Origin of the sequence: Blautia sp. CAG:237, assembly GCF_000436615.1 — a bacterium.
Classification (GTDB): domain Bacteria; phylum Bacillota; class Clostridia; order Lachnospirales; family Lachnospiraceae; genus Blautia_A; species Blautia_A intestinihominis.
The window spans coordinates 31733-56613 of record NZ_FR886743.1 but is presented as its reverse complement, the minus strand read 5'-3'; the positions used below and the strand labels follow the sequence as shown (position 1 = coordinate 56613).

Below are 24881 nucleotides of genomic sequence, written 5' to 3'. Positions count from 1 at the left end.
ATGGAAAAAAGAAAGAAAATAGGGCTTCTGCTTTTGGCTGTCATTGGTATTACTGTCGCTTTGATTTGGGGAGTCCGGATACAGGAGATGAAAAACGAAAATACAGAAAATTTGGCAGATGAAGAGAAAAATGATGATTTAAAAGGGACGACAATTGCATCTGTAATTCTTCTGGAAGATCAGACCGAAAAAGTAATGCAGACTGCCATGCGCGTTACAGCAGAAAAATATGGGGCAACCGTCATTGAAGGGCAGAGCGGTGGAGAACTGGAAAGGGAAACACGACTGCTCAGTGACTATATGGAGCAGGAAGTGGATGCAATCTGCATTTATCCGGTCAGTCCGACGGGATCGCTTGCAGGTCTGGAAAATGCGGCAAAACAGGGAATTGACATTTATTCTGTGGATCTGAGCATGGAAAGTAAATGGCTGACAGGATATTGCGAAGCGAACCAGTACAATATCGGACAGATGGTTGGAAAAGAATGTGCAGAGTATATCCGGGAAAATTTTCCGGACAGGAAGCCAAAAACTGCAATCATCCAGTTCAGTGCACTGCTTCCGGATACCAGTAAAAGCCGGACGAGAGGATTTTTGTCCATGACACAGAGTCTGATTGATGTTGTTCAGGATGTGGATGCCTGGGATGCAAGTACATCGACACCAATTGTCAAAGAAGTGCTGGATGCCAATCCGGATCTGGATATGATCTTCTGCGCGAACGAAGGCGGTACAGTCGGAGCCGTTATGGCGGTGCAGAATGCGGGACTGAAGATTCCGGTGTTTGGAATTGATATTACGGAGCAGCTGGTGAACATGATGCTGGATGATGATAATATCCTGCAGGCACTTGGTGGTCAGGATCCGGTACAGCTTGGGGAACGTTCCATGGAAAATCTGTGCAGATATCTGATGGGAAAGGATTATGAATCTGAAATTGTAATTCCGGGAATTCTTCTGTCGAGAAGCCGTCCGGGAGAAGCAAGAGACTATATCGAAACGATGAGACAGATTCTGGAACAGGGCAAAAAATAACCAGAAAACAGATAAAAAAGACAATAAAATAAAACAAATTTAACAATGAACAGTAATGCAATACGGTGAAAATCACCAAAAACATTACTGTTTTTTGCTTTATAAAAACAAAAATGACAAACAAAAACCAAAAGTGGAAGATAGATTAAAGTGGTCAGCCTGCTATAATTTGATTAACAAAAACGAAACGGAAAACAACATGAGCAACAGAAGAAAAGTGAAATGTATGGGGTGTGAGTATGGAAACTATTTTGGAAATGAAAAATATTTCTAAACACTTTTCCGGTGTAAAAGCTCTGGATAAGATCCAGTTTGATCTGAGAAAAGGAGAAATCCATTCACTTCTCGGAGAAAACGGAGCCGGAAAGTCAACCATGATAAAAATTCTTGCGGGAATTCATACACCGACAGAAGGACAGATTTTTATCAATGGAAAAGAAGTAAAAATTGAAAAAGTAAGTGATGCAAAAGAACTTGGAATTTCAGTTATTCATCAGGAACTGAGTCTTGTTCCATATATGACAGTTGCAGAGAATATTTATCTCGGCAGGATGCCATCCAAAAAGAGTGGATTTGTAGATGACAGGAAACTGGAAGCAGATGCTTATAAAGTTCTGGAAAGACTGGGCGTTCAGGATGTGATCCACGTAAATGATTATCCGGCAAATCTGACAGTAGCACAGCAGCAGATGGTAGAGATCGCAAGAGCACTCTCGGTTGACAGCAAGATCCTGATCATGGATGAGCCGACAGCATCTCTTACCGAGCGTGAGACAGTACAGCTTCTTGAATTTGTTCAGATGCTTAAGAATCAGGGAGTTGCAATCATTTATATTTCACATCGTATGGATGAAGTATTCCAGATCTCAGACAGGATTACGGTGTTCCGTGATGGACAGTACATAGCAACCAGGAATATTGGGGAGGTAACTTACGATGATGTGATCCGTCTCATGGTTGGACGTGAAATGAAAGATGTTTATCCGGAAGTAAACCTGACAAAAGGCAAAGAACTTCTGAGAGTGGAACATCTGGATGATGGGAAATTTCTCAAAGATATTTCATTTGAACTGCATCAGGGTGAAATCCTTGGCTTCTACGGTCTGGTGGGAAGCGGCAGAACAGAGATTATGAGGTATTTGTTCGGTGTGGATAAAGGAGCTGCTTACAACGCATGGCTGGAAGGCAGAGAGTTTAAAGTATCAAATCCAAAGGAAGCAATTGAAGCAGGCATTATTCTGGCACCTGAGAGCAGAAAAGAACAGGGTCTGGTTCTCATACAGGATATTCGGTTTAATACAGTTCTGGCGATTCTGGACAAACTGATCCACGGAGTAAAAACAGACAAAAAGCAGGAAACAGAGATCGTAGAAAAATATATGAAAAAAATGCGGACAAAAGCAACTTCTGCAGCGCACATTACAGGGCAGTTATCCGGTGGAAATCAGCAGAAGGTCGTTCTTGCAAAATGCCTGGCTACCAACCCGAAGATTCTGATTCTGGATGAACCGACAAGGGGAATTGATGTAGGGGCAAAATTTGAGATCTATAAAATGATCACAGAGCTGGCAGAAGAAGGGGTAGGAATTATTTTCATATCATCAGAACTTCCGGAGATCCTGAATCTTTCAACAAGAGTGATTACAATGCATGAAGGACAGAAGACAGGTGAACTGGCAAGAGAAGAACTGTCAGAAGAACTGGTATTAAAATATGCAACAGGAGGTGCCAACAAATGACAACAAAGAAGGAAAAAATCTCCGGAGGCGTTCCAAAAAATCCGGTTATGAAGTATTTATACCTGAATAAAGGCATTCTGGCAGGAGCACTGGGAATCTTTCTCGTATTTGGATTTCTGACAGAATTTAAATTCTGGGGAAGAGCAAATGTTATCAATATTTTAAGAATCACCAGTCTTGACAGTATTGCAGCATTTGGTGTAACGCTCATCATTATCACAGGTGGTATCGACCTTTCTGTTGGTGCTCTGATGGCATGTGCAAGTACCTATTGTGCACTCCTGATCTCCAATGGTTTGCATCCAGCAGGTGCACTTCTGGTAGGTGTTCTGATCGCAACTGTGTTTGGTGCAATAAACGGTGGAATCGTTGCAAATACAAAAATTCCACCATTTATTGTAACTCTTGGAACCATGAACATTGGACGAGGAATTGCCTACACCTGTTCTGCAGGTACACCGATTCGTATTTCCGGTGATTTCGGAGAAATCGGAAACGGATATTTAATGAATACGATTCCATATCCGATTATCTATACAGCTGTTATTCTGGCAATCACTTATGTTCTGCTCAATAAGACAAAGTTTGGCCGTGAAGTATATGCAATCGGCGGAAATGCAGAAGCTGCCAGATTCTCAGGAATCAACAGCAAAAAAGTTATCTGGATCGTATATACATTTGCTGGATTTTTGTATGGTATCTATGGTGTTATCTCCTGTTCCAGACTGTACAGTGGACAGCCGACACTTGGACAGGGATCAGAGCTTACTGCAATTGCAGCTGCAGTTGTAGGTGGAACCAGTATGAGTGGTGGTGTTGGAAGAATCGGAGCCACTTTTATCGGCGCACTGATCATGGATCTTTTAAGCAGTGGACTGAATTTCATGAACGTGCCGTTCTACTGGCAGTATGTGTGTCAGGGCGTTGTAGTTCTCGGGGCAGTATTCGTTGATCTTCAGATAAAGAAAAAATAAAAAATTAATATAAAAAACAAACAAGGGAGGATTCAAGGATGAAAAAAAGGTTAGTAGCAGTTTTAATGACAGCGGCAATGGTATGCAGTATGGGAAGTGTGTCCGCAGTATCAGTATTTGCAGAAGAAGAGACCGCAGAAGCCGCAGGGGATGAAGATGTGGTTTATGTAGACCCTCTTGAAGCGGAAGATGGACTGCCGTTTGCTGCTACCGAACTGAGCAAAGGCAAAACAATCGGTGTTTCTGTACAGACACATGCAAATGCATTTTTCCTCGCAGAGATCGACGGTGTTAAAGCTACACTGGAAAAAGGCGGTATTGATGCAGAAGTGATTGCACCTGACCCGGCAAATGATATCAACACACAGGTAGAGGATATCACACAGATGGTTGCCAGAGGCGTAGATGTTATTTTTGTAGATGCTCTTGACAAAGATGGAATCAAACCTGCACTGCAGGAAGCAGAGAGAGCTTCCATTCCTGTAATTGCGATTGATTCCAACGTAGAAGATAAAGATCTGATCGCATCTATTGTAGAATCTGATAATGTGGCAATGGGAAAAATGGCAGCGCAGACACTTTGTGATTCCATTGACGGCGAAGGTGAGATCGTAGTTATCAACTGGTCAACACTTCAGGCAGTACGTGAGCGTGTAGAAGGTCTTAAGTCAGTGATCGAGGAGTCTTATCCGAATGTAGAGATCGTAGCAGACCAGGATGCTTTTGGTGTAGTAGAAGATGCACAGAGTATTATGGAATCCTTCCTTCAGACTTATCCGGATGTAAAGGGAGTCTTTGCAATCAACTCTCCGACAGCACAGGGTGCAGCGGCAGCAATCAAGGCAGCAGGTCTGGAAGGCAAGATTTCTGTAGTAGATATCGATGGTGCACAGAATGATATCGATATGATCAAAGAAGGACAGATCCTCTGCTCACCGGTACAGTTCCCGAAGACGATCGCAAACAAAGCAATGGAATGTGCAGAACTTATCTGGGCAGGAAAAGAAGATGAGGTTGCAAAACATTACTATGTAAGCGGCGACAACATCACAGAAGAAAATCTCGACCAGTATGACGGAAATACATACTAAAGGAAATCCTGCATTAATTAAATATAGTTTCAGGTAAAAGAGAAAAGCACTGCAGGATAACGAGAGAATGTTATTATGTGGTGCTTTTCTGAATAAGGGGTGCTGAAAGATATGGCAGTAAAAACAAAATGGGCGATTATCGGGACAGGATATATCGCGAATCAGTTTGTATCCGGGATGCGTGCAGTGGAGGATGCGATTCTGGAAGCTGTTGTTTCCAGAAGTGAAAATTCAGGCAAAAAATTTGCACAGAAATATGGTTGTGAAAAAGTCTACACAGATCTGAAAACAATGCTGGATACAGAAAAAATCGATATCGTATATCTGGCAATTCCGAATTCCTGTCATTTTGAATATATTATGGAGATTCTGGAAAGAGGAATCCCTGTACTGAGCGAAAAACCAATGGTTGATAATGGAAAGCAGCTTACGCAGGTTTTGAACAAAGCAAAAGAAAAGAATACATTCCTGATGGAAGGCATGTGGACGAGATGTTTTCCGGCAGTCATACAGACAAGAAACTGGATCAAAGAAGGACGGATCGGAAAGCCACTGACAGTCCGTGCCGGCTTTGATATCAAGCCGGATATTGATGACTGGCAGCCCTGGAAAGCCGGAATCAAATATGCAGCAGGTGCACTTCGGGATGTTGGAATTTATTCTCTTGGAATGGCGTATCTGGTATTCCCGGAAGGCCCACAGAAGATTTATTCCAATATGAAATCAAACGGAGAGGTAGATGAATGTTTCCAAATGCTTCTCACGTATTCAGAAGGCAGAGCAGCAATACTGAGCGGAGCATTTAATCAGATAGGAAATGCAGAAGTGGAGATCGTGGGAGAGGAAGGCAGGATCCTGATAGGACCGGAATTCTGGCATCCGACCACGGCAAAGCTGATTTTAAACAATGGAAAAAAAGAATGTTTCAGTGAGGAGTACTGTGAAACAGGATTTCAGTATGAAATACAGGAAGTTATGAAATGTCTGGAACAGGGAAAGAAGGAGTGTCCGCATTTCACCTGGAAAGAGTCGATCGCAATTGGAGAACTGATAGAAAAGACCCGAAAAGAATGGGGAATCCTTTATGCATCAGACTGACGCACAAATTCAGAAAGGGCAGATTGAGTATGAAAGAAATATTATTAATGGCGGTTGACCTTGGTACAAGCTTTATCAAAGCAGGGGTTTACAATACAGAAAGTCAGTGCATTGCAATTGAGATGGAACCTGTGAAAGACTACCGTCCAAAGCCGGGAGTTTTTATTCAGAAAGGAGAAGAACTTCTTGCATCGGTAATTGCGTGCATGAAAAAAGTCGGAGAAAAAATCGGTGACAGAAAGAAGAATATCGCAGCGATTTCTTTTACCGGACAGATGTCAGGATTCATGGGAGTTGATAAAGACTGGAATGATATCACAACCTGGTCCTGTTCCCTGGACAGTCGTTATATGCCATATGCAGAGCGGCAGATGAAAGAATTAAAAGATGAGTTTCTGAGAGTCGGAGGAACCAACTTTCCACAGATGGCACCAAAGGTAGAATGGTTCCGCAGCGAATATCCGAAAGAAAGCGAAAAGATTGCGAAGTATCTGATGATCAGTGGCTATGTAATCGGAAAACTGGGCGATATCTCTACAGAAGATGCAGTAATGGACAGATCGTTTACAGAGTGGACAGGACTTGCAGATGTGCAGAACGACCGTTGGTCAGATGAAATCTGTGATGCGATCCATCTGGACCAGAAATATCTTCCGAGAATCGTAAATTCAAATCATATCTGTGCACATCTGAACAAAAAAATGGCAGCAGAGTTAGGGTTTACAGAGGGAATTCCGCTGGTTTCCGGTGCAGGTGACAAAGTAGCAGGATGCCTGGGGGCAGGAATTGTGGACTATGGTGATACGATTTTTGAAGCTTCATCTTACGGCGAAGTCAGCACCTGTGTACCGGAATATCGACCGGATATGGAAGAACGCAGACTGGATGTTCTGCCATCGGCGATTCCAGGTGACTTCTATGCGACACACTTTGTTGCAGGTTCAGGAATTACACTGGACTGGTTTATGAACACTTTTGTGAAACACGAAGGAATCACTTCCAAAGAGATGTTTGCACAGATGGAAGAAGAAATGAAAAACATCCCGCCTGGATGTGACGGACTGATGGCGATCGGACTCCTTGGAGGAAATTCCATGCCATCTGATGGTGCACTTCGTGGAATGTGGATGGGATATGACTGGAGCCACAGCAAAGCGCATTTTTACAAGGCTCTGATTGAAAGCTTTACTTATGATTTTACGTTATGTATGAACAGCATTGAGAGACTGTATCCGGAATATACGATTGATCTGGTCAAAATTATAGGAGGCGGTGCAAAATCACCGGTCTGGACGCAGCTCAGTGCAGATATCCAGAACAAAAAGTATACGACCATCAACAGAGATGACGTGGCAATGTGGGGCGTATCCATTCTCGCCGGAAATGCAATTGGTGTATTTGGAGATCTTAAAGAAACCGCAAAGAAATTTGTAAGCAGCAAGACAATCTACACACCAGATCCGGAGAATGGAAAACGGTATTATAAATACATGAATCTGTATAAGAAATATGTGACAGAGCTGCATGATTTCTATAAGAGGATCCAGGATCTTGCGAATGAATAAAGGCTGACAGGAGGAACGGAGAAATGAGTTTGACAAAATCACAGGTAGAATCTATTGTACGGAATACAATTACAGAATATGTATCAGAAACAACTGTTTCCGGCAAAATGAAAGCATATGTGATGAATGAAGAAAGAAAAATGGTGATCAAAGAGATGCCGGAACCAGTTCCGAAAGCAGATAACATGATTGTAAAAATTAATTATGCATCTATCTGCGGAACCGATTTCAGAACTTTTATGAAAGGCAATGCCAAAATTACCCCACCGAGGATCATGGGACATGAATCGGCAGGAGTTGTAATACATGTCGGTGCGTATGCAGAAGGAAAAGGATTCAAAAAAGGAGACCGTGTAACGGTAGCACCGGCAGTAGGATGCGGCAAATGCTGGTCCTGCCAGACCGGTCACACCAATATGTGCGATTCTCTTAAGACATTTGGTTTCCAGTATGAAGGTGCTTTTGCAGAAAAAATGGAAATTCCGAAGCACGTTATTGATATGGGAAATGTGATCAAAATTCCGGACAGTGTTTCTGATATGTCAGCAGCACTTTCTGAACCGGCAGCATGTGCATTTAACGCACAGACCTATCTGAATATTCAGCCAGATGATTATGTAGTCATCTATGGAAGTGGATACATTGGCTGTATTCATGCAGAACTTGCCCGTCTTGCAGGTGCATCCAAGATTATCATGGTAGAAATTGCAAAACCAAGAATTGAGATTGCAAAGAAAATGATTCCGGACATTATCGTAATCAATCCGAAGGAGCAGGACACTGTAGAGGAAGTGAAACGAATCACGAACGGAAGAGGCGCAAATGTTGTAATCACAGCACTTTCTGTTCCGAGTGCCCACACAGAAGCACAGATCATCGCAGCCAAGAGAGGACGAATCAGCCTGTTCGGTGGAATTGCAGGCGACGGAAAAGGATATCTGGACAGTAATCTGATTCATTACAAAGAACTTTCCATTCATGGTGTTCATGCAACTACCGCAGGAATGATGAAAGAAATCATCAGATATGTGGAAGAGGGAAAACTGAACCTGGAAAAATATGTAACAGATGTCTATGATCTGAAGGATATTTCAGAAGGCTTCCTGGCAATCAGAGACAGAAACGCAATGAAAGTACTGGTTCACCCATAATCTTCCGATAAATATTGACTTTTTTAAAGCAATATGATACTCTGAATCAAGAACGAAAGTTACTTAATGCGTATCATTTGTTCATAGAAAGGCTTAGGATGAATGGAGGAAGTCAATATGAACTACAAAGAATTGTACCAGCCTGCACATACCATCATTGGTAAGGGCTGCATTCAGGAGATACCAAGATATATCGATACCATAGCCGGAAATAAGGCGCTGGTCGTTACGGATGAGGGATTGTATAAGATTGGTACAGTGAAGAAGGTAACAGATGTTTTGGATCGTGCCGGTAAACCGTATGCGCTGTATACCGGAGTTAAGCCAAACCCGACCGTATCCCTGGTCAATGAGGCGAAGGCAGTTTACGACAGAGAGGGATGCGACTACCTGATCGGAATCGGAGGCGGTTCCCCGCTGGATGTATCCAAAGCAATCAGTATCCTGGCAAAAAACGGCGGTAATATCGAAGATTACAATGGACTTGACAAATCAAAGAAATCCGGTGTTCCGCTGATCGCGATCAATACAACAGCCGGAACAGGATCAGAAGTTACCAGAGCATATGTAGTAACAGATGAAGTTCGTAAAGTAAAGATGCTGATGGTCGATGCACACTGCCTTTCCTATCTGGCACTGAACGACCCGGCACTGATGGTGGATATGCCGGCACCCCTTACCGCAGCTACCGGAATGGATGCTCTGACCCATGCGATCGAAGCCTATGTTGCGAAGTCGCATTTTCCGTTTACTGACGGTCTGGCACTTGAAGCAATCGGACTGGTAGCCAAATCCCTGCAGAAAGCCTGCGAAAATGGACGCGACATGGATGCAAGAACAGATATGTGCTGGGCAGAATATATGGCAGGGCTTGCTTTTTCCAATGCAGGACTTGGCATGGTACATGCGATGGCTCATCAGCTTGGTGGATTTTATAATACACCGCATGGAGTTGCAAACGCGATCCTCCTTACACACGTAATGAAATTCAATCTCCCTTCCTGTAAGGAACGCTATGCAGATATTGCACGTGCACTCAAGATCAATACAGCACATATGACACCAGATCAGGCAGCAAATGCAGCAATCACCTATATTGAACAGCTTGCAGAAAGAATACATATCCCGAAATTATCAGAGACTGCATTCAAACCGTCGGATGTGCTGACACTTTCTCTTCATGCACTCGAAGATACCGGAATGCCGGAGAATCCAAGAGAAGCAACCCTTGTAGATGTACAGAAAGTGTTCATGGATGCATACTACGCAAAATAAATAAAAAAGACAAACAGGAAATGCCCCCTGCATTCAGTTTGAAATGCAGAGGGCATTTTGCTGTTTGATACATATCGAAAAGACAACTAAAGTGAACTGGCAGTCTATACAGCATCGGCACAGAGCTGCTCATCCTTGCTGAGAACCCACTGTGCAGTCTCTTCGTTTGTGATCAGGACATTGACGATCTTACCCTTAAGTGCACCGAGGATACAGTCTACTTTGCTGAGACCCTGGGCAACACCGATCCGGTATTTCTTATTTCGGATATCCTCAAGCGGGACAGCGGCTGTGCGCTGATCCAGTTCCTGATCGCAGATATTTCCGTTAATATCAATGAGATGTGTACAGATATCGCCGACTGCACCTCTGGCAGAAAGTTCATCCATCTTGTCCTGGCTGATGTAGCCGGTATGTACAAGTGCACTCTTAGGTCCGAAAGAACCCATAGTCACGAGTGCGATGTTGGCGTCACGCCCATACTGGAAAACTTTGCCCATGTTGTGATCCTCCTCCAGAAGATCACGCATTTTCCTGGAATCGAGAACTGCCGGCATCGGAAGGATAAAAGAAGAACTTCCGAGAGCGGTAGAAAAATTCTGGGCGATCTCTGTTGCAAAAACGTTCTTGTTCAGATTGCTGACACCACCGCAGAGCTGGACATTGATGATATCACGAAGATCATCTCTGCGGATCAGTGCCTTGGAACATTCGTAAACAGTGGCACCCCAGGAAAGGCCAATGATATCACCATCCTGAAGAATAGTATCAAGATACCTGGCTGCTTCCAGTCCAAGCCGGGAAAGGGATGCAATTCCCTCGGACATCGGAACGATCCGGACTTTCTCCAGACCGAAATGCTCACGAAGATTTTTCTCCAGAGGAGTTTCGATGCTTAAGGGGTCTATTACCTGAACCTTGACAATACCATTCGATTTGGACTCGTTCAGGAGTTTGGAAATATATGGACGGGAAAGTCCAAGTTTCTTCGCGATCATTTCCTGACTGTAATCATTCTCGTAATAAAGTTTAGCCACTTTAACAAGCAGCTCAATTCGTTTGTAATCTGGCATAAGCTGTGTTCTCTTTCTTTTTCATAATATTTTCGATAGTTCTACTTACTGCGAGTATAACACAAATTGTTCTGTATCGCAATAAGGCTTTTGTCAATTTGTTGTCAAAATATTCGCTAAAAAGAAAACTATTGGCTGAAATGATGAACGAAAATGCAAGAAAAAAATGTTTATAATGCAAAATAGAAATAAAACAAATTATTAACGAGCAAAAAATGGATAAACTCCCAAAAAGTGATTGACAATATCAAAATCGTATAGTAATATTCAATTATAAACAAACGATACAAGTGCAGTAACAAATGTTCATAGTAACAAATGTAAGAACAAAAGAAAATAGAAAATTCCGATTTTATTAGCGCGGAGGTTAAAGATGGAAGCTTATTTTATGGGGATAGACACCGGAACTCAGGGCGTGCGGATTGGAATCAGCGATACCAGAGGAAAACTGATCTTTGAGAAGGAACAGAAATGGGAGACAGAATTTCCAAAGGTTGGATGGGCTGAACAGAATCCGTTGAACTGGTGGGAAGCTGTCAACGGAATTTTTGAACAGATTGCACACACATTGGATTCTGAGATCCGACAGAATATCAGAGCCTGTTGCGTATGTGCTACCTCTACCACTGCTATTCCGGTAGATCAGGAAGGCCGCCCGCTCATGAATGCCATGATGTGGATGGATGCCCGGTCAAGAAAAGAAATGCAGGAGATCAACGATACCGGTCATCCGGTACTTGATTACTGTGGCAAGGAGACATCCTTCGAATGGATGATTCCCAAAGCACTCTGGATCAAGAGACACAGGAAAGATATTTATGATGTCTGTTACAGGATCGTAGATCAGCTTGACTGGATGAATTATCAGTTATGCGGGGAGTGGTCAAGTTCAATCTGCAATACAACCTGCAAATGGAATTATGTTTCTTCCATGGGCGGTTATCAGAGAGATTTTTTTGAGCAGATCGGTTTTGAAGATTATGAAGAAAAACTGACCATGCGGGTCGACAAGATTGGGGATCCGGTAGGAACCATTCGCCCGGAACTCAGTGAGAAATATGGCTTTTCCAGAGAAATGCAGATCGTGCAGGGCGGCATTGACGCCCATATGGCAATGTTTGGTCTGGATGTCCTGAAGCCAGGCAAGCTTGGCGTTATCATGGGAACAAGTTTCGTACATCTGTGTCTTTCTGATGAGAAACCAGATATGAAAGGTATCTGGGGACCTTACGATGGAGCAGTCCTTGATAATATGTGGCTCCTTGAAGGCGGACAGATTTCTGCCTCCGGACTGGTAAACTGGTTCCGGCATAATTTCCACATTCCGGAAAAGGACGGCAATCCATATGGAAACCTTCTGGGAATTCCAGATGAGATTCCGATCGGTGCAGACGGAGTTACCGTACTCGATTTTTTCCAGGGAAACCGTACACCATATAAGGATGCAATGGCAAAGGGCGTGATCTTCGGTCTGAACATCAAGCATACATGGAAACACATTTACCGGGCAGTTCTGGAATCTGTTTCCTACGGAACACAGAATATTATCCGAAACTTTGAAGAACAGGGATATCCGGTAGAATCCATTACAGCATGCGGAGGCGTAACCAAAGACCGCCGCTGGCTGCAGATGATCTCAGATGTTACCGGAAAACCGATCATTGTAAATGAAAATATACAGGCAGGTGTCCTTGGCTGCTGTGTTGTAGCGGCATCCAAAGGAAGATTCTACGATGATTTTCAGTCAGCAGCAGCCCACATGATAAAACCGAAATTTATTGTGGAGCCGGATATGCAGAACCACGAAGAATATCAGCCATATTTCCATAAATACCTGGAATTATATGAAAACCTGAAAAATCTGATGCATCAATAAGCAGAGGCAAAGGAGGAGTACATAGTGCAGGAACGTGACAACATTCTGGAAATGCGAAAGATCGATAAGTTGTTTCCAGGAGTTAAGGCATTGGATGGAGTGGACTTTTCGGTAAGAAGAGGCGAAGTACACTGTCTGATCGGCGCCAATGGAGCCGGTAAATCTACATTGATGAAGATTCTTTCAGGAGCTTATGTAGAGGATGGCGGCGAGATCATTTTTGACGGTGAGAAACTCAAACCGCATGGAACACTGGAACGTAAGAAAAAAGGCATCTCCGTTATTTATCAGGAACTTTCTCTGGTAAATGAACTTACGGTAGGTGAAAACGTATATATCAACAATTACCCGAAGACAAAATTAGGAACTGTAGACTGGAAAGAGGTCTATAAGAAAACACAGGAAATTGCAGATGAGATGAACATGCAGATCGATGTCAAAGCCAAAGTCAGCAGCCTGAACATTGGCCAGAGGCAGATGACAGAGATCATGAAGGCACTTGCCAGCAATGCGAAGCTGATCGTTATGGATGAGCCGTCTTCAACGCTTTCCAAACGAGAGTTTGAAACACTGCTTCAGCTGATCAAAGACCTGAAAGCCAAGGGTATCACCCTGATCTACATCTCACATCATCTGGAAGAACTGTTTATGGTCGGAGACCGTATCACGATTCTCCGCGACGGCAAGTTTGTGGCCTGTCGTAACGCATCAGAGATCAACGAAGATCATCTGGTGGAATACATGACAGGAGCCAAAGTCAGCCAGAAAAACGAATATACAGAAGCAAAACCTCTGAATGATGAAAAAGTCCTCGAAGTAAAAGGGCTTACCAATCATAAAGTACGGAATATTTCCTTCGATCTTCATAAAGGAGAAGTTCTCGGACTGTATGGTCTGGTTGGTGCGGGCAGAACAGAAGTTATCCGTTCGATTTTTGGAGCAGACCCATACGAAAAAGGAGAAATCAAGCTTCATGGCAGACCGGTACATTTCAGACATACCGGTGAGGCGATCGCAAACAAGATCGGTCTGATCCCGGAGAACCGCAAGACACAGGGACTTGTCCAGATCCTTCCTGTCTGGGAAAACATGACAATGGTTGCACTTGACAAGTGCAAGAAAAATGGAGTCATCAACTATGGCGTGATCCGCGAAACCTGTGAACTTTATAAGAAGAGTCTCAATGTAAAAACACCGTCGATCAATACGGTGATTCAGAACCTTTCCGGTGGAAATCAGCAGAAGGTCATCATTGCGAAATGGCTGTTCCGTGACTGTGATATTCTTCTGATCGATGAGCCGACACAGGGAATCGACGTTATGGTAAAAGAGGAGATCTACAAGATCATCCGTAACCTCGCAGACGAAGGTAAGAGTATGATCGTGGTTTCTTCAGAACTGGATGAACTGCTTCGAATCTGTGACAATATCATTGTAATGTTCGATGGCAAAGAAGTTATGACTTCATCAAAAGAAAACTTTAATCCAGACAAAATTTTATCAGTATCTGTTACGGGGAGGAACGAATCATGAGAAAAGAACCTATGAAGATCGGCGATCTGCTTAAAAAATATAACTTACTGGTACTGCTGATCGTATTTATCGTTATTGCTTCTATATTATCACCAAATTTCCTGACAGTCGGGAATGTACTGAACCTCTTGCAGCAGGCATCAATACCGGGAATCGTAGCCATTGGTATGACCCTTGTAATCATCATCTCCGGTATTGATCTGTCTGTTGGATCTGTTGCAGCGTTTGCAGGAATGATCAGTGCGATCCTTGTAAGTAAAAATGTTCCTATTATTATAGCTGTACTTGCAGGTGTGGTTCTCGGAGCGGCACTTGGTCTTGTTACAGGTATCCTTATCGCCAAATTCGGACTTCCGGATTTCATTGCTTCCCTTGCAATGATGGAGATTGCCCGAGGTGCTGCCCTTCTGACTACACAGGGTGTCCCTGTTTTCGGACTTTCAAATGATTTCAAATTCATCGGCGGCGGTTTTATCGGCAAAGTATCTGTCAGCGGTATCATCTGGATCATTCTGACGATCTTCTTTGCATTGCTTCTGAAATATACATCCTTTGGCCGAAGCCTGTTTGCAATCGGCGGAAACCGTGAGGCAGCAACACTTTCCGGTATCAAAACAACAAGAAACTATGCGATCACTTATGTTCTCTGTGCAGCCCTGGCAGCGTTTGCAGGTGTTCTTACCGCATCCTGGCTGGCAACAGGACAGCCGACAGCAGGTGATGGAATGGAACTGAATGCGATCGCAGCATCCGTAATCGGCGGCGCCAGCCTTTCCGGTGGTATTGGTTCCATGCTTGGAACATTCGGTGGTGTATTCCTTCTGCAGATCATCACCAATATCTTTAACCTTGTAGGTCTTGCTTCTTTCTATCAGCAGATCGCCAAAGGTATCATTATCATCGCAGCTCTTCTTCTTAACAGAGCTATCGATGCAAAAAAATAACAGAATGATGAAGTACAAGGGGTGCTTATCATAATAAAAAACTACATCATTTTAAAGGAGGATTTCAACATGAAAAGAAAAGGTTTCCTTGCAATTCTGACAGCAATGGCAATGATCGGGTCTATGGGAGTTTGCGTTTACGCGGCAGACGACGCTGCATCCACAGAAGATGTTCTGGCTGATTACACAGGAAAAGCAGATTACAAGATTGGCTTCTCACAGTGCACACTGGCTTCTCCGTTTTATGTAACCATGAAAGAAGTTGCAGAAGATTATGCAAAACAGCTTGGTGTTGATTTTGTCTGTGTAAGTGCGGATGATGATGTTACCAAACAGAACAACGATATCAACGACATGATCTCCAGTGGAATCGATGCGCTGATCCTGAATCCGATCAATGCAGAAGGTGTTGCTCCGGCAATCGAAGCCTGTCAGAAAGCAGACATTCCGGTTATCACCGTTGACCGTAATGTAAATGATGGAAACACCGCTTATGTAGGCCGTGACAACGAAGAGATGGGAAGACTCGTAGGAGAAGCTCTTGTAGAAGAACTCGGCGGTAAGGACAAGGCAGAAGGCAAGATCCTTGAGATTCAGGGAACAGCCGGTGATACCGTTATGATGGCAAGACGTGACGGCTTCGAAGCTGCGATCGCAGAAGCTCCTGGCCTTGAAGTAATCCAGTCCGCATACTGCGATTACACAAGAAGCAAAGCTGTTACAGCTACACAGGACTTACTTCAGAGTAATGACGGCATCGTTGCTGTTTACGGACACAATGATGATATGTCCCTTGGAGCAGCTCAGGTTCTCGAAGAAAAAGGAATCGAAGGCGTTAAGGTAACAGGTGTAGACGGACTTATGGAAGCTGTTATGGCTATCCAGGATGGTAAATATTCCATCACAACCATGAATGACCCAGGTTCTCTGCTGAAAGTTGCTATGAACACAACTCTCAAAGTTCTGAATGGGGAAGATTATGACGAATTTGTAGATGCAGGTACTGGCGTTATTGACAGCAGCAATGTAGCCGATTATGTAGACGACAGCCTTGCTTTCGCAGCAATGAAATAATAGAAAATTTTGCAGGAAAAGGCTGGTCATGGATTTGACCGGCCTTTTTTGACCAGATTTTCTTTTATTAATAAATGTTATACACAGTAGGAGGAAGAATATGTACCGATTAATCAAACTGACAGAGGCAAATGACTTAAGAGACTTTATGAACCTTGCATGCAAATGCAGGAGTGATGTAGGTGTGCATACGGATCATAACCAGATCGCAGATGCGAAGTCAATTCTTGGCCTGATGGCACTGGACTACGATCAGCCAGTCAAAGTAGTTACTGAAGATGAGGATTTTTTGAAGAAGTTGGACAAATGGGCAGTTGACATGTAAGAACCTTTGTGCTAAGATAAGCACAGAAGTTACAAATGATATAAACGCAGGAACATTTGTAAACTAATGCAAAAGGTGAATACAAAATTGCCTGCTTTTGGAAGGCAGGAAGGAGGATCTATGGAACAGAAGAATCTGGACCAGATCATCCGGGAGACAGTAGCCAGATATATGAACCGATCCCTGATCGTTGCAGGAAACTGGAAGATGAATATGACGGTCAGAGAAGGTATGGAATTTCTGGAGAAACTGGGACCGGTCGACGGTAAGGTAATGATCTTTCCGCCGTATACAACCCTGGCAGTTCTTGCAGGAGAGTTCCGTAAGAGAGGGATTATCTATGGACCGCAGAATTTCCACTATAAGGAAAGCGGGGCATATACAGGAGAGATTTCTCTTCCCATGATTAAAGAACTCGGCTGTGACTGTCTGCTGGTGGGACATTCCGAACGCCGCAGCTACTACAACGAAACGGATGAAGAGATTCAGAAGAAAATACAGGCGGCACTCAAAGAAGGATTTTCCGTAATGCTCTGCATCGGTGAAAATCTGGAAGAGAGAAAGAGCGGACAGTGGAAGAATGTATTAAGAAAACAGCTTGAGAAAGACCTGGAGGGACTTTCGACAGACAGGATTCCATACATACAGATCGCATATGAACCAATCTGGGCGATCGGAACCGGTGTAAGTGCTTCTACGGAAGAAATCACAGAAACACACAGATATCTTAAGGCAGTTCTTTCGGAACTCACCGGAAGCGATATCCCGCTTCTGTATGGTGGAAGTGTCAATGAGAAGAATGCCGCAGACATTGGAAGCCGCCCGGGAGTAGATGGATTCCTGATCGGAGGAGCCAGCCTGAAACCGGAGAAATTCCGAAAGATCATCGAAGTAAGTAAACGAGAGTAAGACCCTTGCAGAAGGGAGTTTACCATATACAAGCAATTACAAATGGAAAGTGAGGAATAAGCTATGGAGATGGAACAGTTAGTCAGTAAGATTACGACGGAGATTCTGAAAACTATGCAGAATCAGGGCGGAGTCAGTGCATCCTTTAATACAGCCGGAAGCGTAGCCGGAATGATCGACCACACACTGCTGAAACAGAATGCAAGTGAAGAACAGATCAAAAAATTATGCCAGGAGGCAAAGGAATATCATTTTTGTTCTGTGTGCGTAAACCCATGTTATGTTCCATTATGCTATGAGGAGCTTCGTGGAAGCGGGGTAAAAGTGTGTACAGTAATCGGTTTTCCTCTGGGAGCAACTACCACAAAATCCAAAATTTTTGAAGCAAACGAAGCAATAGAAAACGGTGCCAATGAAGTAGATATGGTAGTAAATGTCGGCAAGATCAAATCTGGAAACTGGCAGTTCGTAAAGAAAGATATCGCTGATCTTGTAACTGCCGTTCATGGAAGAGCCATCGTCAAAGTTATCATCGAAACCTGCCTTCTGACAGACGAAGAAAAAGTTCAGGTTTGCCAGATTGCCAAAGAAGCCGGTGCAGACTTTGTTAAGACATCTACAGGATTCTCCACAGGTGGAGCAACTGTTGAGGACGTTGCACTGATGAGAAAGACTGTAGGACCGGATATGGGAGTGAAAGCATCCGGCGGTGTCAGAGGACCGGAAGATGCAAAGGCAATGATCGCAGCAGGTGCAAACAGACTGGGAACAAGTGCCGGAGTTGCAATTGCAAAAGGTGAGACAAGCAAAAGTACATACTAATAAGTATAAGTAAGAAAAGGAGATGGCATATAAATGGCACAGAAAATGAGAGCGGTTCGTTTATTTGCTCCAAAAGATATCAGATGTGTGGAGGTAGACGTTCCTCATATTGAGAAAGATACACAGGTACTGATCAAAGTAAAAAGCTGCGGTGTTTGCGGATCTGATATTCCGCGGGTAATGGTAAAAGGAACTTACCATTTCCCAACAACGATCGGACATGAATTTGCAGGCCAGATCGTAGACTGCGGCGATAAAGTAAAGAATAACCTGACAGTAGGTGACAGAGTTTCCGTTATGCCTCTGATCCCGTGCGGCGAATGCCAGTACTGTAAAGTTGGACAGTCCCACCTCTGCGATCACTATGATTACTATGGATCAAGAAGAGATGGTGCCATGGCAGAATATGTAGTTGTAGAATCTGCAAACTGCCTGAAATTACCGGACAACGTAGATTATGAAGAAGGTTCCTTCACAGACCCTGTATCTGTTGGTCTCCACGCAGTTCGTAAATGCCGTATGGAAGCTGGCAAGACAGCAGCAGTTTTCGGACTTGGCGCAATCGGATTTATCTGTGTTCAGTGGCTCCGTGCACTTGGCTGCACAAAGGTTATCGCAGTAGATGTTGCAGACGATAAACTTGCACTTGCAAAACGTCTTGGCGCAACAGCTGGCGTAAACGGAATGAAGACAGACGCTGTGGCAGCGATCAAAGAACTGACAGGCGGTGAAGGCGTAGATATCGCAATTGAATTTGCCGGAAACAAGATCACACACGTTCAGGCGGTAGCATCCTGCAAGAAGAACGGTGAAGTTGTATACGGCGGTATTACATACGACGACGTAACTTATCCAAACAAAGTAATCCAGGCTATCCTTCGTGGTGAGCTTACCATCCATGGAAGCTGGAACTCTTCTATCAATCCACTGCCGATCAACGAGTGGAAGAGCGGACTTGAATTCATGAGCACAGGTCAGATGAATGTAAATCCACTGATCACACATCGTGTTCGTCTGGAGGACTGCAAAGAAGTATTTGAAATGATGTTCAACAGAACAGAAGTGTTCACAAAAGTATTATTCAAACCGGAAATGTAAGAGAGATTAGGAGGAGATCATCATGACACAGGAAGCATTAGGAATGGTAGAAACCAGAGGACTTACAGCAGCGATCGAAGCAGCAGACCAGATGTGTAAAGCAGCTAACGTTGCACTTGTCGGAACAGAAAAAATCGGATCCGGACTGGTAACAGTTATGGTTCGTGGAGATGTAGGAGCTGTTAAATCAGCCGTAGAGAGCGGAAGCGCAGCTGCATCCAGACTTGGTGAGTTAGTAGCAACTCACGTAATCCCAAGGCCGCACACTGACGTAGAAAAAATTCTTCCTACTGTAAAATAATCAAATAAAGAAAGACCGCGATACATGAGCGGCCGCTACGTCAAGCAGTTTTAAATGCCTCTGCCTGGATATTCCGGACAGAGGCGTTTTTAACAGAATAAAGAAAGGAGAAAACGATCCATGGATGAGATCATGATCAAAAACATAGTCAGAGAAGTTCTGATGAAAACAAATCTGGATATTTCCTGTAAGAGTGACCAGGGTGTATTTGAGGACGTAAACGATGCAATCGATGCCGCATACATCGCACAGAGAGACTGGTACATGAATTACAAAGTAGAAGACAGACGCCGCATTATCGAGGCAATCCGTGTTGTGGCAAGAGAAAATGCCCCGATGTTCGCAAAAATGATCCACGAAGAGACCGGTATGGGACGTTATGAGGATAAGATCACCAAGAACCTTGCCGTTATCGACAAGACACCGGGTGTGGAATGTCTTGTAACAGATGCGATTTCCGGTGATTCCGGTCTTATGATCGAAGAACAGGCTCCGTTTGGCGTTATCGGTGCAATTACACCGTCTACAAATCCGACAGAAACCATCATCAATAACACCATCAGCATGATCGGCGGCGGAAATGCTGTTGTATTCAACGTACATCCGGGCGCAAAGAAAGTCTGCGCTGTCTGCCTGCAGATCCTGCACAAAACAATCGTAGAGAACGGAGGTCCTGCAAACCTCATCACCATGCAGAGAAAGCCGGATATGGAAGCAGTCAACAAACTGACTGCCAGCCCGAAGATCCGTCTGATGGTTGGTACCGGAGGCATGGGAATGGTAAATGCACTTCTTAAATCCGGCAAAAAGACCATCGGTGCAGGAGCCGGAAATCCTCCGGTTGTAGTAGATGACACTGCTGATCTTGACAAAGCAGCATCTGAGATTTACAGAGGGGCATCCTTTGATAATAACCTTCTGTGTCTGGCAGAAAAAGAAACCTTCGTTATGGACAATGTGGCAGATGAGCTGATCCGCAAGATGTGTGCCTGCGGTGCACACCTGATCACTCCGCAGGAGACAGAGCAGCTTCTCAAAGTTATTTTCCTGGAAAAAGACGGCAAATATTCCGTAAACAAGAAATGGGTCGGCAAGGACGCTTCTCTGATTCTTGAAAGCATCGGAATCAAAGATGCAGACACCAGGCTGGTTCTCTGTGAAGTACCGCATGATCATCCATTTGTACTTGTAGAACAGCTGATGCCGATCATGCCGATCGTCCGCTGCAAGACTTTTGAGGACTGTGTAAAATATGCTGTAGTTGCAGAAAACGGAAACCGCCACACAGCATCCATGTTCTCCAAGAACGTAGACCATATGACAAGATTTGCAAAAGAAATCGAAACAACCATCTTTACCAAAAATGCAGCAACGCTTGTCGGTGTCGGAATCGGCGGTGAAGGTCATACGACTATGACAATTGCAGGACCAACCGGTGAAGGCCTGACCTGTGCAAGAAGCTTCACCAGAAGAAGACGCTGCATGCTGGCAGATGGCGGACTCCGCGTTATTTAAATTGGTCTTACCAAAAAACAAAATCACCCATTGACAAACGGAAAACGTGCGGATATAATGAACTACAGAATAAATAAGAAACACGTTGACGAGAAGAGTAAACTGTGGAAGGCTCCAGAGAGGAATATATTTGCTGAGAGTATTTCAGCTGGAAGCAGTCGAAGACCATCTCCGAGTGGCCCTAATCCGGTCCGGTGATTCCGTTATCATCTTATAAGAGTGGCTGAGACTGCCGTATGACAGTTACAGCAAGCAGGGTGGAACCGCGAGTATCGTATGCTATGATCATATTCGTCCCTTACAGTGCAGAGATGTATTGTAAGGGACTTTTTTATTTATCAAATGAATCAGAAGTCAGCTCGTCCCTGTGGAAAAAACTTACAGATTTATTCAAACACAAAAGGAGTTCAAAACTATGATTATCACACTGAAAGACGGATCCAAAAAAGAATATTCCGAAGCAAAATCCATAATTGACATCGCTTATGACATCAGCGAAGGACTGGCACGCGCAGCATGTGCAGGAGAAGTAAACGGAGAGGTTGTAGACCTCCGTACAGTTCTTGACAGCGACTGCGAACTGAACATTCTGACAGCTAAGGACGAGAAGGGACTTGCTGTTCTTCGTCATACAGCTTCCCATGTACTTGCACAGGCAGTACAGAACTTATATCCGGAAGCCAAAGTTGCCATCGGACCTTCTATTGATACAGGATTTTATTATGATTTCGATCACGAGCCATTCTCCCGTGAGGACCTTGATACGATCGAAAAAGAAATGAAGAAGATCATCAAAAAAGGCGCAAAGATCGAACGTTTCACCAAATCCAGAGAAGATGCGATCGCATACTTCAAAGAGAAAAACGAACCTTACAAAGTAGAACTGATCGAAGACCTTCCGGAAGATGCAGAAATCTCCTTCTATTCACAGGGAGACTGGACAGACCTCTGTGCAGGACCGCACTTGATGAGCGTAAAACCTGTCAAAGCATTCAAACTTCTTTCTTCTTCCAGCGCATACTGGAGAGGCAGCGAGAAAAACGCTATGCTGACACGTATCTATGGAACAGCATACGCTACAAAGGATGAGCTCAAAGAACATCTGGAGCAGATGGAAGAAGCAAAGAAACGTGACCACAACAAACTTGGTCGTGAGATGAAGATCTTCACAACTGTAGATGTGATCGGTCAGGGACTTCCGCTTATCATGCCAAACGGTGTTATCATGATGCAGGAACTGCAGAGATGGATTGAAGATGAGGAGACAAAACGTGGCTATGTAAGAACCAAGACTCCTCTGATGGCAAAGAGCGATCTCTACAAGATCTCCGGACACTGGGATCATTACAAAGACGGAATGTTCGTTCTCGGTGATGAAGAGACAGACAAAGAAGTATTTGCACTTCGTCCGATGACCTGCCCGTTCCAGTACTATGTATACAAAGCAGAACAGCACAGCTACCGTGATCTGCCGCTGCGTTACGGCGAGACATCCACACTGTTCCGTAACGAGGATTCCGGTGAGATGCACGGCCTGACACGAGTTCGTCAGTTTACAATCTCTGAGGGACATCTGATCGTAAGACCAGACCAGATGGTAAAAGAATTCAAAGACTGTATCGCACTTGCACAGTACTGCCTGCAGGTACTTGGAGTTGAGGAGGATGTAACCTACCATCTGTCCAAATGGGATCCGAACAACAGAGAAAAATACATCGGTGATCCGGAAGTATGGAATGAGACAGAAGAAGATATTCGTCAGATGCTCGAAGAACTGAACATCCCATTCACAGAGGATGTCGGAGAAGCAGCTTTCTACGGACCAAAAGTCGACATCAATGCAAAGAACGTATATGGAAAAGAAGATACCATGATCACAATCCAGTGGGATGCACTTCTTGCTGAACAGTTTGATATGTACTACATCGACGAAAACGGTGACAAAAAACGTCCGTGTATCATTCATCGTACATCCATGGGATGCTATGAAAGAACACTTGCATGGCTGATCGAAAAATACGCAGGAATGTTCCCGACATGGCTGTGTCCGGAGCAGGTTCGTGTGATCCCGATTTCCGAGAAATTCAACGCTTATGCTGACAAAGTAGAAGCACAGATGAAAGAAGAAGGAATCCGCTGCTCCGTTGACAGACGTTCTGAGAAGATGGGATACAAGATCCGTGAAGCTCGTCTTGAGAGAGTTCCATACATGCTCGTTGTTGGTGCAAAAGAAGAGGAAGAGGGCAAAGTTTCCGTAAGAAGCCGTTACCTTGGCGATGAAGGAATGAAAGACCTCGGAGATTTCATGAGCGCGATCAAAGAAGAGATCAAGAACAAAACGATCCGCAAGATCGAAGTTCAGGAAGAGAAAAAATAATAAATAACAAATGTTTTATCGAAAGAGAGGATGCGAAGTCCTCTCTTTCTTTTTGTTTTTTCTACGAAAATTTCATTATGATGCAAAAACGTTTCTATTCTGTCGATAAGGCACGAGAAGTTCTGTGAATCTGTCTCCCTGTTTTGACAAAATCTGCGCCCTTTGTCCACTATAATTAGCTCACTTACCAAAGTGAAGGATTTATACAGGTTCAGAGGGCTTTTTTCTTTGGGGAGGTTTGGATTTATGTATCAGGAGATCTACATAGACGTTGTGTTTGCGGCAAATCTTTTGATGGATTATCTTCTCCTCCGTCTGGTGGGATGGTTCCTGCGGTGTCGTGCGGGGCGCAGACGATGCTTTGCGGCGGCTGCTCTGGGCGCATTTGGTTCCTGCCTGATCCTCTGTATTCCTTCGGAAAACACTCCTGTACTGACAGTGGCACTCCATGGATTCTGTGCACTGGTGATGCTTCGGATCGGGCTTAAGATCCAGAAGGGAGCATTGCTCCTCAAAGCATTTCTGATGTTGTACCTGACTGCGTTCTTATGTGGTGGATTCTGGGAAGCTGTTTCAAGAGAGAGAACACTTACGATCAAAGTTTTTCTGTTATGCGTGTTTGTGGTGTACACAGGCAGCAGTGCATTTCTTTTTGCAGCGGACTCGATCCGGGCGGGCAGACGGAATATTTATCCGGTGACGTTTGGCTATCAGGGCAGAGTGCAGTCGGCTTACGGACTTTATGACAGTGGAAACCTGCTGGAAGATCCAATAAGCGGCAAGCCGGTATCGATCATGGAGGCAGAACTTCTTGCGAAGATTTTGCCGAAGGAACATGCAGAGGCACTGAAGAACCTCAATGGAGATCCGGAGAACCTGAAAAGCACAGAGATCGCAGGTCTGAAACCACACTATCTGTTACTTAAGACAGTGGGAAAAGACCCACAGACATTTCTTGCTGTGAGATTAGACGATCTGTGCATCCATACTCCCGGAGATGTGATTCATATAGCAGAACCGGTTTTTGCTCTGACATTTGAATCCTCCGCTTTGGGCAAGGAATATAAGCTATTGTTGAATTCCAGATTATTGCGTTAGGAGGGGCA

The 24881-nt window shown here is 44.1% G+C and carries 21 protein-coding genes; 20 read left to right on the top strand and 1 reads right to left on the bottom strand.

The features are described from left to right. The 8 genes from QZL69_RS08685 to QZL69_RS08650 all read left to right on the top strand — a co-directional run bounded on the left by QZL69_RS08685 (nt 1) and on the right by QZL69_RS08650 (nt 9928). Nucleotides 1–1035 carry a substrate-binding domain-containing protein gene (locus QZL69_RS08685; RefSeq protein WP_022214823.1) on the top strand — a complete coding sequence of 345 codons (1035 nt, stop codon included), beginning with the start codon at nt 1–3 and terminating at the stop codon, nt 1033–1035. Between the two features lie 257 nt (nt 1036–1292). Continuing rightward, nucleotides 1293–2774, top strand: a complete 1482-nt coding sequence (locus tag QZL69_RS08680) for a sugar ABC transporter ATP-binding protein (RefSeq protein WP_022214822.1) — start codon at nt 1293–1295, stop codon at nt 2772–2774. Then, nucleotides 2771–3748 (top strand): ABC transporter permease, encoded by a 978-nt coding sequence (locus QZL69_RS08675; RefSeq protein WP_022214821.1) that lies wholly within the window; start codon nt 2771–2773, stop codon nt 3746–3748. Before QZL69_RS08680 ends, QZL69_RS08675 begins: the two co-directional genes overlap by 4 nt. 38 nt (nt 3749–3786) lie before the next feature. After that, nucleotides 3787–4839 (top strand): substrate-binding domain-containing protein, encoded by a 1053-nt coding sequence (locus tag QZL69_RS08670; RefSeq protein ID WP_022214820.1) that lies wholly within the window; start codon nt 3787–3789, stop codon nt 4837–4839. A gap of 111 nt (nt 4840–4950) precedes the next feature. After that, nucleotides 4951–5937, top strand: a complete 987-nt coding sequence (locus QZL69_RS08665; RefSeq protein WP_022214819.1) for a Gfo/Idh/MocA family protein — start codon at nt 4951–4953, stop codon at nt 5935–5937. 29 nt (nt 5938–5966) lie between these two features. Beyond that, nucleotides 5967–7502, top strand: coding sequence for a xylulokinase (locus tag QZL69_RS08660; RefSeq protein WP_022214818.1), 1536 nt, complete (start codon nt 5967–5969; stop codon nt 7500–7502). Between the two features lie 23 nt (nt 7503–7525). Continuing rightward, nucleotides 7526–8653 (top strand): alcohol dehydrogenase catalytic domain-containing protein, encoded by a 1128-nt coding sequence (locus QZL69_RS08655; RefSeq protein WP_022214817.1) that lies wholly within the window; start codon nt 7526–7528, stop codon nt 8651–8653. 117 nt (nt 8654–8770) lie between these two features. Next, entirely contained in the window at nt 8771–9928 is a 1158-nt protein-coding gene (locus tag QZL69_RS08650; RefSeq protein ID WP_022214816.1) for an iron-containing alcohol dehydrogenase, read from the top strand. A gap of 104 nt (nt 9929–10032) precedes the next feature. On the opposite strand, the gene QZL69_RS08645 is transcribed toward QZL69_RS08650, so the two are convergent. Next, nucleotides 10033–11001 carry a sugar-binding transcriptional regulator gene (locus tag QZL69_RS08645; protein WP_022214815.1) on the bottom strand — a complete coding sequence of 323 codons (969 nt, stop codon included), beginning with the start codon at nt 10999–11001 and terminating at the stop codon, nt 10033–10035. A 373-nt stretch (nt 11002–11374) separates the two neighbouring features. Here QZL69_RS08645 and QZL69_RS08640 point away from each other — a divergent pair, with 373 nt between their 5' ends. The 12 genes from QZL69_RS08640 (at nt 11375) to QZL69_RS08585 (ending at nt 24873) form a co-directional block, all read left to right on the top strand. Next, nucleotides 11375–12877 carry an FGGY-family carbohydrate kinase gene (locus QZL69_RS08640; RefSeq protein WP_022214814.1) on the top strand — a complete coding sequence of 501 codons (1503 nt, stop codon included), beginning with the start codon at nt 11375–11377 and terminating at the stop codon, nt 12875–12877. 24 nt (nt 12878–12901) lie between these two features. Beyond that, a complete protein-coding gene (locus QZL69_RS08635) occupies nt 12902–14410 on the top strand; it encodes a sugar ABC transporter ATP-binding protein (RefSeq protein ID WP_022214813.1) in 1509 nt (502 codons plus the stop codon). Further along, a complete protein-coding gene (locus QZL69_RS08630) occupies nt 14407–15354 on the top strand; it encodes an ABC transporter permease (RefSeq protein ID WP_022214812.1) in 948 nt (315 codons plus the stop codon). The genes QZL69_RS08635 and QZL69_RS08630 overlap by 4 nt, the downstream gene beginning before the upstream one ends. Nucleotides 15355–15423: 69 nt before the next feature. Further along, complete coding sequence (locus tag QZL69_RS08625) at nt 15424–16428, top strand: substrate-binding domain-containing protein (protein ID WP_022214811.1); 1005 nt, start codon at nt 15424–15426, stop codon at nt 16426–16428. A gap of 100 nt (nt 16429–16528) precedes the next feature. Further along, nucleotides 16529–16753 carry an HPr family phosphocarrier protein gene (locus tag QZL69_RS08620; RefSeq protein WP_022214810.1) on the top strand — a complete coding sequence of 75 codons (225 nt, stop codon included), beginning with the start codon at nt 16529–16531 and terminating at the stop codon, nt 16751–16753. A gap of 120 nt (nt 16754–16873) precedes the next feature. Further along, nucleotides 16874–17662, top strand: a complete 789-nt coding sequence (gene tpiA, locus QZL69_RS08615; RefSeq protein ID WP_022214809.1) for a triose-phosphate isomerase — start codon at nt 16874–16876, stop codon at nt 17660–17662. Between the two features lie 171 nt (nt 17663–17833). After that, nucleotides 17834–18484 (top strand): deoxyribose-phosphate aldolase, encoded by a 651-nt coding sequence (gene deoC / locus QZL69_RS08610; protein WP_334290848.1) that lies wholly within the window; start codon nt 17834–17836, stop codon nt 18482–18484. A gap of 33 nt (nt 18485–18517) precedes the next feature. Then, nucleotides 18518–19582 (top strand): galactitol-1-phosphate 5-dehydrogenase, encoded by a 1065-nt coding sequence (locus tag QZL69_RS08605; RefSeq protein ID WP_022214807.1) that lies wholly within the window; start codon nt 18518–18520, stop codon nt 19580–19582. Nucleotides 19583–19604: 22 nt separating this feature from the next. Then, nucleotides 19605–19883: a BMC domain-containing protein gene (locus QZL69_RS08600; protein WP_022214806.1), complete on the top strand. Its 279-nt coding sequence runs from the start codon at nt 19605–19607 to the stop codon at nt 19881–19883. Nucleotides 19884–20003: 120 nt separating this feature from the next. Continuing rightward, nucleotides 20004–21398, top strand: a complete 1395-nt coding sequence (locus QZL69_RS08595; RefSeq protein ID WP_022214805.1) for an aldehyde dehydrogenase family protein — start codon at nt 20004–20006, stop codon at nt 21396–21398. 415 nt (nt 21399–21813) lie between these two features. Then, entirely contained in the window at nt 21814–23775 is a 1962-nt protein-coding gene (gene thrS / locus QZL69_RS08590; protein WP_022214804.1) for a threonine--tRNA ligase, read from the top strand. 246 nt (nt 23776–24021) lie between these two features. Then, nucleotides 24022–24873 (top strand): sigma-E processing peptidase SpoIIGA, encoded by an 852-nt coding sequence (locus QZL69_RS08585; protein ID WP_022214803.1) that lies wholly within the window; start codon nt 24022–24024, stop codon nt 24871–24873. The last annotated feature ends 8 nt before the right edge of the window (nt 24874–24881 follow it).